At 57.6% G+C, this 9,198-nt stretch carries 8 protein-coding genes; all 8 read right to left on the minus strand.

The features are described 5' to 3' along the window. Window positions 1–36: 36 nt before the first annotated feature. The gene (gene bamA, locus msub_RS07755) at window positions 37–2,355 is read right to left on the minus strand and encodes an outer membrane protein assembly factor BamA (RefSeq protein ID WP_048495472.1); all 2,319 of its coding nucleotides are present in this window, start codon (window positions 2,353–2,355) and stop codon (window positions 37–39) included. Window positions 2,356–2,399: 44 nt separating this feature from the next. Beyond that, window positions 2,400–3,749: an RIP metalloprotease RseP gene (rseP, locus tag msub_RS07760; protein ID WP_048495473.1), complete on the minus strand. Its 1,350-nt coding sequence runs from the start codon at window positions 3,747–3,749 to the stop codon at window positions 2,400–2,402. Window positions 3,750–3,797: 48 nt separating this feature from the next. Next, the gene (gene ispC, locus msub_RS07765) at window positions 3,798–4,982 is read right to left on the minus strand and encodes a 1-deoxy-D-xylulose-5-phosphate reductoisomerase (RefSeq protein WP_048495474.1); all 1,185 of its coding nucleotides are present in this window, start codon (window positions 4,980–4,982) and stop codon (window positions 3,798–3,800) included. Window positions 4,983–4,984: 2 nt separating this feature from the next. Beyond that, window positions 4,985–5,824, minus strand: a complete 840-nt coding sequence (locus tag msub_RS07770) for a phosphatidate cytidylyltransferase (RefSeq protein ID WP_048495475.1) — start codon at window positions 5,822–5,824, stop codon at window positions 4,985–4,987. Window positions 5,825–5,845: 21 nt separating this feature from the next. Then, on the minus strand, window positions 5,846–6,616 hold the full coding sequence (uppS, locus tag msub_RS07775) for a polyprenyl diphosphate synthase (protein WP_048495476.1): 771 nt from the start codon (window positions 6,614–6,616) through the stop codon (window positions 5,846–5,848). Window positions 6,617–6,687: 71 nt separating this feature from the next. Beyond that, the gene (gene frr / locus msub_RS07780) at window positions 6,688–7,245 is read right to left on the minus strand and encodes a ribosome recycling factor (RefSeq protein WP_048495477.1); all 558 of its coding nucleotides are present in this window, start codon (window positions 7,243–7,245) and stop codon (window positions 6,688–6,690) included. Window positions 7,246–7,326: 81 nt separating this feature from the next. Continuing rightward, on the minus strand, window positions 7,327–8,055 hold the full coding sequence (pyrH, locus tag msub_RS07785) for a UMP kinase (protein ID WP_048495478.1): 729 nt from the start codon (window positions 8,053–8,055) through the stop codon (window positions 7,327–7,329). 185 nt (window positions 8,056–8,240) lie between these two features. Next, window positions 8,241–9,110: a translation elongation factor Ts gene (tsf, locus tag msub_RS07790; RefSeq protein ID WP_048495479.1), complete on the minus strand. Its 870-nt coding sequence runs from the start codon at window positions 9,108–9,110 to the stop codon at window positions 8,241–8,243. Window positions 9,111–9,198 lie beyond the last annotated feature (88 nt).

Genomic DNA, 9,198 nt, shown 5'->3' on the forward strand with positions numbered 1-9,198 from the left:
CCTGGTTTTCATCCGTAGGTTGTTATTATCCATGCTTTAGAAGGTCTGGCCCAGTGAGAACTGGAACACCTGGGTGTCGTCCCCCGGCTCATCGTTCAGCGGTTTCGCCAGGCTGAAGGCCAGAGGACCGACCGCCGTAATCCACTGGAAGCCAATACCGGCAGACAGCCGCACTTCCCCAAGTTCCGGATCAAACCCACGGTCGGTGTCAAAAACCTGACCGGCGTCCACAAAGAACGATGTTCTCATGGAGCGGGTGTCACCGGCGAAGGGCGTCGGGAAAATCAGCTCAAGACCACCCTCGGTGAGCAGATTGCCACCAAACGGGTCAGGATCAGAAAAGTCGTTGGGGCTATTCGTGGCCCTTTGGCCCAGGGAGTTGGCCTGATAACCACGAACCGAGCCAAATCCCCCGGTATAGAAATGCTCATAAAAGGGCATCTGGTCACGCCCCCCGTAGCCGTCACCGTAGCCAATTTCCGAGCGTGCGCGAAATACCCAGCGATTGTTATCGGTAATCGGGTAGTAGAAATCGGTTTTATGGCTCACTTTGTAGAAAGTCAGGTCACTGCCCGGCACCGCTATATCAAGCGACAAAGACTGGCTGTAGCCGTCAGAAGGCAAAACACCCCGGTTGAGCGTGCTCCGGCGCCAGCTGCCGAACAGGAAGAAGTTATTGAAGGTATCCCCTTCTTCTTCAATGAAATTCGTCACTTCCTGCGAGGTAAAAAGGCCCTGTTTCAGATTGGACTGGGTGAACCCGGCCCCAAAATTCAGCCGGGTGATACTGTCAATCGGGTACCCAAAGGTGACACGGCCGCCGTACTCGTCCAGCAGGAAAGAGGAAATATCTTCATCTTCGTAGTCGGTCTGGCGGGCAAAAAGGCTGAAACCCCGGCTCACACCATCGACGGTGTAATACGGATCGAGATAGGAAACATTGGCACTTTTGACCGAATCGCTGACATTCACCCCAAAGGACACTCGCTTGCCGGTACCAAAGAAGTTGTTCTCAGACACGTTGGCACCAAGAATTACCCCAGAATCCTGCGAGAAGCCCACGGAGGCCGAAAGACTGCCGGTTGGCTGCTCTTCAACCGCGTAGTTCACATCAACCAGATCGTCGGTGCCGGGCACTGGCACCGTCTCTACGTTCACTGTCTTGAAGAAGCCGAGACGTTCGAGCTTGGTCTTGGAGAATTCAATGCGGTCAGAGGAGGCGACACCCCCTTCCATCTGGGTCATTTCCTGGCGAAGCACATCGTCGCGGGTGGACACGTTGCCATCAAAATTAATACGGCGCACATAGGCCCGCTTGCCAGGCTCCACAAAGAAAGTTACCGCAGCGGTATTACCCTCACCCGGTTCAGGAACGGCATTGACACTGGCGAATGCATAGCCCTCACGGCCTAGCCGGAAGGCCAGGGCTTCGGAGATTGCAGTCATGCGCGAGCGGGAGAACACATCGCCCTTTTTCACCGGGATAAGAGACCGCAACTCTTCCTCACCGACAATCAGCTCACCGCGCAGATTGATCTCCGAGATGGTGTATTGGGGGCCCTCATTCATCGCGATGGCGATAAAGACCTTTTGCTTGTCGGGCGAAATGGAGACCTGACTGGATTCCACCGTGAAGTCGAGGTAACCGCGATCAAGATAGAATGATCGCAGCGATTCCAGATCCCCGCTGAGGCGCTCTCGGGCATACTTGTCGGAGCTGGTAAGCGAGTTCCACCAGCTTGTGGTCTGCAATTCAAACAGATCCCGCAACTCCTCGTCGGTGAAATCCTTGTTTCCGATCAGATTGATGTGATGGATCGCCGCCACAGAGCCTTCGTTGATATCCAGGCGGATAGCAACGCGATTCCTTGGCAACTCCTCTGCCGTTGCCTTTACCCGGGCGTTATAACGCCCCTGGGCAATGTAGGACCGAAGAATTTCAAGCTCCAGACGTTCAAGTGTCGCCCGCAGAAAAACCTGCCCTTCCTGCAACCCTGCCCCGGCAAGCGCATCCTTCAGCATATCGGTTTCAATATTCTTGTTGCCCTCGATCTCGATATTGCTGATGGACGGCCGTTCCCGAACCGTCACAATCAGAACGCCACCATCACGGCTGGCCTCGATGTCGGTAAACAGCCCTGTCCGGAACAGGGACTTGATCGCGTCGGCCAGCTCAGCCTCGTCCAACTGTTCTCCGATATTGACGGGAAAGGCCGAGAAAACGGTACCGGCGGGAACCCTCTGCAGGCCCTCCACCTCAATGTCTGCGACTGTGAACTGGTCTGCAAACGCCGGTTTCATGCCGGACACGGCCACAGCGAGGCCAACGGCTACACTTAGAAGAGAACGTCTCATTCAAATATTTCGCCTGGTTAATGCGCGTAAGGAGCCCGCAATTCTCACAACCGCATCAGGTCGTTGTAAAGAGCAAACACCATTAATGTGAGGATCATTGCCATACCAATTCGTAACCCGAATGCCTGAACACCCTCGGAAAGCGGCTTTCCGCGGAGGGCCTCGATGCCGTAGTACAAAATATGACCACCATCAAGGACCGGCACCGGCAGGAGGTTCAGAATGCCCAGACTCACGCTGAGATAGGCGAGAAAGCGCACAAAATCTTCAAATCCCGAGCTCACACTGGCTTCGGCAACCCTGGCAATGGTTATTGGCCCGCTCAGATTGCTGGGTGACAGCAGACCCGTGATCATTTTCTTGATCGCCACGAGGGTCAGCCGGGTGTCGGCCCAGGTTTCACTGAGGGCCACGGGAACCGCGGCAAACGGCCCATAGCTGACTTCGCGAATCACTTCATCCGGCCACGGGATGGCCTTAACGCCGGCTCCGATAAAGCCGACACGCTCGCCGCTATCCTCCTGTTTCGTTTCAGGCGTCACGGGGATGGTACGCCGGGTACCATTGCGCTCAACGGTCATCTGGATGGTCTGCTCCGGGGCATTGCGGACCAACTCGACCAGCTCGAACCAGCTGCTGACCGGCTCTCCATTAATGGAAACGACACGATCCCCGGTTTTCAGCCCGGCCGCCTGAGCCCGACCACCCTCTGAAATCTGGCCCAGCACCGGTGGAACCTCCGGACGCCAGGGGGTAATGCCGAATTCCGCCAGCGGATTCGGAGTCTCCTCGCTCAGACGCCAGCCGGCCAGATCGCCTGTCAGCGTGCCGCGGGCGCCGTCGTCCGATATTTCCATGGAAATCGGCCCCTGCTCCCCGGTTCGCTCGAGAATGCGCATGTTCACGTCGCGCCAGGAGGCAACCTGGTGGCCATCCACCGCATGGATTTCCATGCCTTCCTGCAGGCCGACGCGCGCGGCCACACTCTCATCGGCAACCTGGCCGACAATGGGGGCAATGTGAGTAACCCCCACCACACTCAGCAGCCAATAGGCGAAAATGGCAAAAATAAAGTTTGCCAGCGGGCCCGCAGCAGCTATGGCGATTCGCCGTGAAGGCGACTTGGAGGTAAATGCCTGGTCTTTCAATTCTTCCGGAACCGGCCCTTCCCGTTCGTCCAGCATTTTAACGTAGCCGCCCAGCGGGATCGCGGCGATGGCGAATTCAGTACCGTGTCTGTCGTACCAGGAATACAGCGGCTTTCCGAAACCAACGGAGAAACGGAGTACTTTCACGCCACACCGGCGGGCAACCCAGAAGTGACCATATTCGTGCAGGGTCACCAGGATTCCCAAGGTCAGCGCAAGTGCCAGAACGGATTCAATAATCTGCATATCTTTCCTGATTGATGGCTTCAACCGGGCAGCAATCTGTCCCGGGTATCAGACAGTTAACAGACCAATCTGTTCCCGTGCCCGGGCCCGTGCTTCGGTGTCCTTGGCGAAGATAACGTCAAAACTGTCGGCCGCTTCTACCGGGGTCGCAACCAGCGTTCGCTCTATAATAACGGGGATATCCGCAAAACAAAGGTTACCTTCAAGAAAGGCGGCAACCGCAACCTCGTTCGCCGCATTCAGCACCGCCGGTGCGGTGCCACCCGCCTCGAATGCTTCGGCCGCCAGTCGCAGGCAGGGGAAGCGAACCAGATCCGGGCGCTCGAAGTGAAATCGGCCGATAGTGAACAGGTCCAGAGGCGCGACACCGGCGTCAATGCGTTCCGGCCAGGCCAGGCCATTGGCAATCGGTGTTCTCATATCCGGGCTGCCAAGCTGGGCCAGCACAGAGCCATCGGCATACTCTACCATGGAATGAATGATGCTCTCCGGGTGAACATGCACCTCCACCCGCTCCGGCGTTGTATTGAACAGCCAGCAGGCCTCAATCAGCTCCAGGCCCTTGTTCATCAGCGTTGCCGAATCGACGGAAATCTTTTGCCCCATGGACCAGTTTGGATGGGCGCAGGCCTGGGAAGGCGTGACCGTGCGGAGATCCTCAGCGGTGTGCTCGCGGAACGGGCCACCGGACGCGGTCAGCAGAATCCGGGTGATACCCGCAGCTTCAGGGTCCCGGATTTTATCAGCCGGCATGCACTGGAAAATAGCATTGTGTTCGGAATCGATCGGCAAGAGTTCGGCGCCGGCCTCGGCGACGGCATCCATGAACAGTTTGCCGGACATGACCAACGCTTCCTTGTTGGCGAGAAGTACCCGCTTGCCGGACCGCACCGCGGCGAGCGTCGGCGACAGGCCAGCGGCGCCAACGATGGCCGCCATCACGGTATCCGCCTCCGGCGCGGACGCGACTTCACAAAGCCCCTCCATGCCACCCAGAACCCGGGTATCCGGTACATCGGACAGTAGCCCGGCAAGTTTTCTGGCGGCTTCGGGGTCAGCCATCACGGCGAACCTGGGCCGGAATTCGCGGCACAGAACGGCCAGCTCTTCCACTCGGGTACTGGCAGTCAGCGCATACACCGAGAACCGGCCAGGGTGCCGGCGGATAACATCCAGGGTACTCAGGCCGATGGAACCTGTTGCCCCCAGTATGCTGATATGACGGGTTACCATAATCACCAGTGCCCGGTTATGAGCCAGCCAAGCTGGGTAATGATCAGGGCGAACACGGGAATGGCAGCGGTAAGGCTGTCTATTCGGTCCATGATTCCGCCGTGGCCGGGCAGCAGTTGGCTGCTATCCTTGATGCCGCGGAAACGCTTGAGCATGCTCTCCAACAGATCCCCAAGCACGGAGACGAGCCCCGTCGCCAGGCTGGCAGCCACCAGCAGCAGCGTTTCGCCGGTTCCGGCCGAGGCCAGCGTACTTACCACAAGGGCAAAGATACCCACCGCCACAAGCCCGCCCCAGACACCCGCCCAGGATTTACCGGGGCTGACCCGGGGCGCGAGCTTGGCCTTGCCGAATGCCCGCCCGGCAAAATAGGCACCAATATCGGCGACCCAGACCACGCAGAACACATACAGGATAAGGAGCAGATTACTGGTGCTGTCACCAAACTGGAAGCCACCAGTACGCAAATGATTCAGCCCGACCCAGGCCGGAACCAGAACGAACAGCCCCATGACCGCCCGTGCCGGCACGCTACCCCATTTATCCGATCCCGACGGGTAACTGCGAACCAGCAGAAAACCGACAAACCACCAGACCAGCGCCAGCCATAGCACCGCAACAAAGGAAACGTTCAGCAACCCATACAGGAGGGCAGCCGTTACCAGGGCATAGGCTATGCGGCCAGCCGGGCTTTCAATGCCGGACATGTTCGCCCACTCCCAGGCGCCTGCCGTAATAATTGCCCCGGTAAACAGGGCGAACCCCATGGGTGGGAGAAAGAAAATCCCGCCAATGGCGATGGGGGCAAGGATCAGTGCGGTGATAATTCGGGTTTTTAACACGGTTAACGTCGCTATCGTTCGTTATTGTTGTATGGCCTTGGCCGCTATCTGATCATCTGTCTGGCCAAAACGACGCTGGCGACCGGCGTAGGCCTGCAGGGCCTTGCGCATTTCCTCTTCCTGGAAATCGGGCCAGTACACCGGTGAGAAGTAGAGTTCGGTGTACGCCAGTTGCCACAACATGAAATTGCTGACCCGCTGCTCACCGGCAGTCCGGATCATCAGGTCCGGCATCGGCAGATCACCGATACTGAGATGCTGTTGGATAAGGTCATCGGTGATATCAGAGGGTGCCAATTGCCCGACCCTTACCTTCTCGGCAACCTGGCGGGTCGCCTGGGTGATATCCCAGTGGCCGCCGTAATTGGCAGCAATCACCAGGGTCATTCGGGCGTTATTGCGGGTCAGTTCCTCCGCCGCTTCCATGTGCTCCTGCAGGGCCGGGCTGAAGGCGGAGCGATCGCCGATGATTCTGAGGCGGATGTCATTACGATGGAGCTTGCGCACTTCCCGCTCCAGGGCAAACAGGAAAAGCTTCATCAACGCGGAAACTTCATCCTGGGGACGGCGCCAGTTTTCGCTCGAGAATGCGAACAGAGTGAGCACTTCGACACCTTCACGGGCACAGGTTTCCACCACCGCCCTGACTGCATCCACTCCGGCCCTGTGGCCCGCCACTCCCTTCAGCCGGCGGGCCTTGGCCCACCGGTTGTTACCGTCCATGATAATGGCCACATGCCGGGGCCGGCTGTCTGCCGACACCGGAATCTCTGCGGATACAGTTCCCGTCATGAAATCCCCTGTGCAGCCGGGGCGCGTGGAAGCACCGGCCTTTCAATTCGCTTGCAAGTGAACCCGGACGGTCAAACCGCCATCAGATCCTCTTCTTTGGACTTGAGCATCTTTTCGACTTCAGCAATGTAGCGGTCGGTCAGCTTCTGGATATCGTCCTCACCCTTGCGCTCGTCGTCCTCGGTGATTTCCTTTTCCTTCAACAGCTCCTTGATCATGCTGTTGGCGTCTCGGCGTGCATTCCGGATAGAGACCCGACCGTGCTCGGCATCGGCCTTCGCCTGCTTGACCATTTCCTTGCGGGTTTCCTCGGTCAGCATGGGCATCGGAATACGGATGATGTCGCCACTGGTGGCCGGATTGAGGCCCAGATCGGAGCTCATAATGGCCTTCTCGATGGTCGGCATCAGGTTTTTCTCCCAGGGCGAGACGGTCAGAGTCCGGTTGTCTTCAACGTTAACACTGGCCACCTGCTTCAGCGGCGTCTCCTGGCCGTAGTAATTCACCATAACGCTGTCCAGGATGGACGGGTGGGCCCGGCCGGTACGGATCTTGTTAAACGCCGAGTGCAGAGACTCCAGGCTCTTCTTCATTTTCTTTTCGGCTTCGGCTTTGATGTCGTTAATCACTTCAGCATCCTCAAGTCGTTCGTCATGTCATTCGGTAATCTGGCCCCTCTGGAAACAGGCGAAGAGGCCGGGACAGCCATGTTATTCGATCAGTGTACCTTCTTTTTCACCGGTTACGATGCGGATCAGCGCGCCTGCACGATTCATATCGAATACCCGCAGCGGCATACCGTGATCCCTGGCAAGGCAGATTGCGGTCAGATCCATCACGCCCAGCTTCTTGTCCAGGACCTCATCGTAGGTGAGGTGGTCGTATTTTTCGGCACTGCTGTCGAGGTGTGGATCTGCAGAATATACGCCATCTACCTTGGTGGCCTTGAGCACGGCATCGGCCTCAATTTCAATACCACGGAGGCAGGCGGCTGAATCCGTCGTGAAGAAGGGGTTACCGGTACCGGCACAGAAGATCACCACATCGCCGTCCTTGAGATCCCTCACTGCCCGGCGACGGTCGTAATGCTCGACAATCCCGCTCATGGGAATGGCAGACATCACACGGGTCCGGATGTTGGAACGTTCGAGCGCGTCGCGCATGGCAAGGCCATTCATGACCGTGGCCAGCATGCCCATGTGGTCGCCGGTTACCCTATCCATGCCCGCCGCGTTAAGGGCTGCACCGCGAAACAGGTTGCCACCCCCGATAACCAGGCCAACCTGGACACCGATGCCGATCAGCGCACCGATTTCCAGGGCCATGCGATCAAGAACTTTGGGATCAATACCGAAATCGTGTTCTCCCATCAGGGCCTCACCACTGAGCTTGAGCAGAACACGCTTGTATCTGGGCTGGCTTTTCGATGATGTCGGCATGGTGATCCCCTTTTCGTCTGTTGGCTGCTATCCGGTGTAATACCCGTCGCAGGCTTGTATCTGACATACTCCTTGCAAAAAGGGGTATCTCAGATACAAGCCCGCCACGAGAGCCGGAACTTCCCCGGCTAACGTGGCAGACTCAGCTGGCGCAAAGGCAATAGCCCGCTGCGCCAAAAGAAGGATCAGGCCTTGCCTGTGCCGGCTGCAGCAGCAACCTCGGCAGCAAAGTCTACTTGCTCCTTCTCGATACCTTCACCCACTTCAAGGCGAACGAAGCCGACCAGGTCGCCACCGACAGACTTGATCAGTTCACCCACGGTCTGATCCGGGTTCTTGACGAAAGGCTGCTCGACAAGGCTGTTTTCCTTGAGGAACTTCTTGATCCGGCCACCCATCATCTTTTCAACGATTTCGGCAGGCTTGCCTTCCATATCCGGCTGGGCCTTGATTACTTCCTTCTCTTTCTCAAGTTCCTCGGCAGGCATCTCTTCCGGCTTGCCAACGCGCGGGTTTACAGCCGCAGCGTGCATGGCGATGTCGCGAGCCACTTCCGGATCACCGGCAGTCAGGGCAACGACGGAAGCAATCTTGTTGTTGCTGTGGACATAGCCACCCACAACCGGACCCTCAACCTTGACGATGCGGCGTACAGTGATGTTCTCGCCGATCTTCTGGACCAGCGCCTCACGCTTGGCCTCCAGATCGCCTTCCATCAGCTTGGCAACGTCGGTTTCGCCTTTCTCGAAAGCCACGTTCAGAACATCGTTGGCGAAATTGACGAAGTTGTCGTCACGGGCAACGAAATCTGTTTCGGAGTTCACTTCCAGAATGTACGCAACGGTGTTGTCGTCAGAGATCTTGATCAGCGACACACCTTCAGCGGCGGTACGGCCGGCTTTTTTGGCGGCCTTCAGGCCGGAAGACTTGCGCAGCTCTTCGATTGCAGCGTCAACACTGCCTTCAGCTTCCACGAGTGCCTTTTTGCACTCCATCATGCCAAGGCCGGTACGCTCACGCAGCTCTTTGACCATTGCAGCGGTAATTGCAGCCATGTTCAATCCTCTCAACTGTTCCGAATTCGGTGGGGAGGTATGCCCGGATAGGCCCCGGGCATACCTTACATCTCAAACGTGAAGGTAA

The sequence above is a fragment of the Marinobacter subterrani genome, from assembly GCF_001045555.1.
Taxonomy (GTDB): Bacteria; Pseudomonadota; Gammaproteobacteria; order Pseudomonadales; family Oleiphilaceae; genus Marinobacter; species Marinobacter subterrani.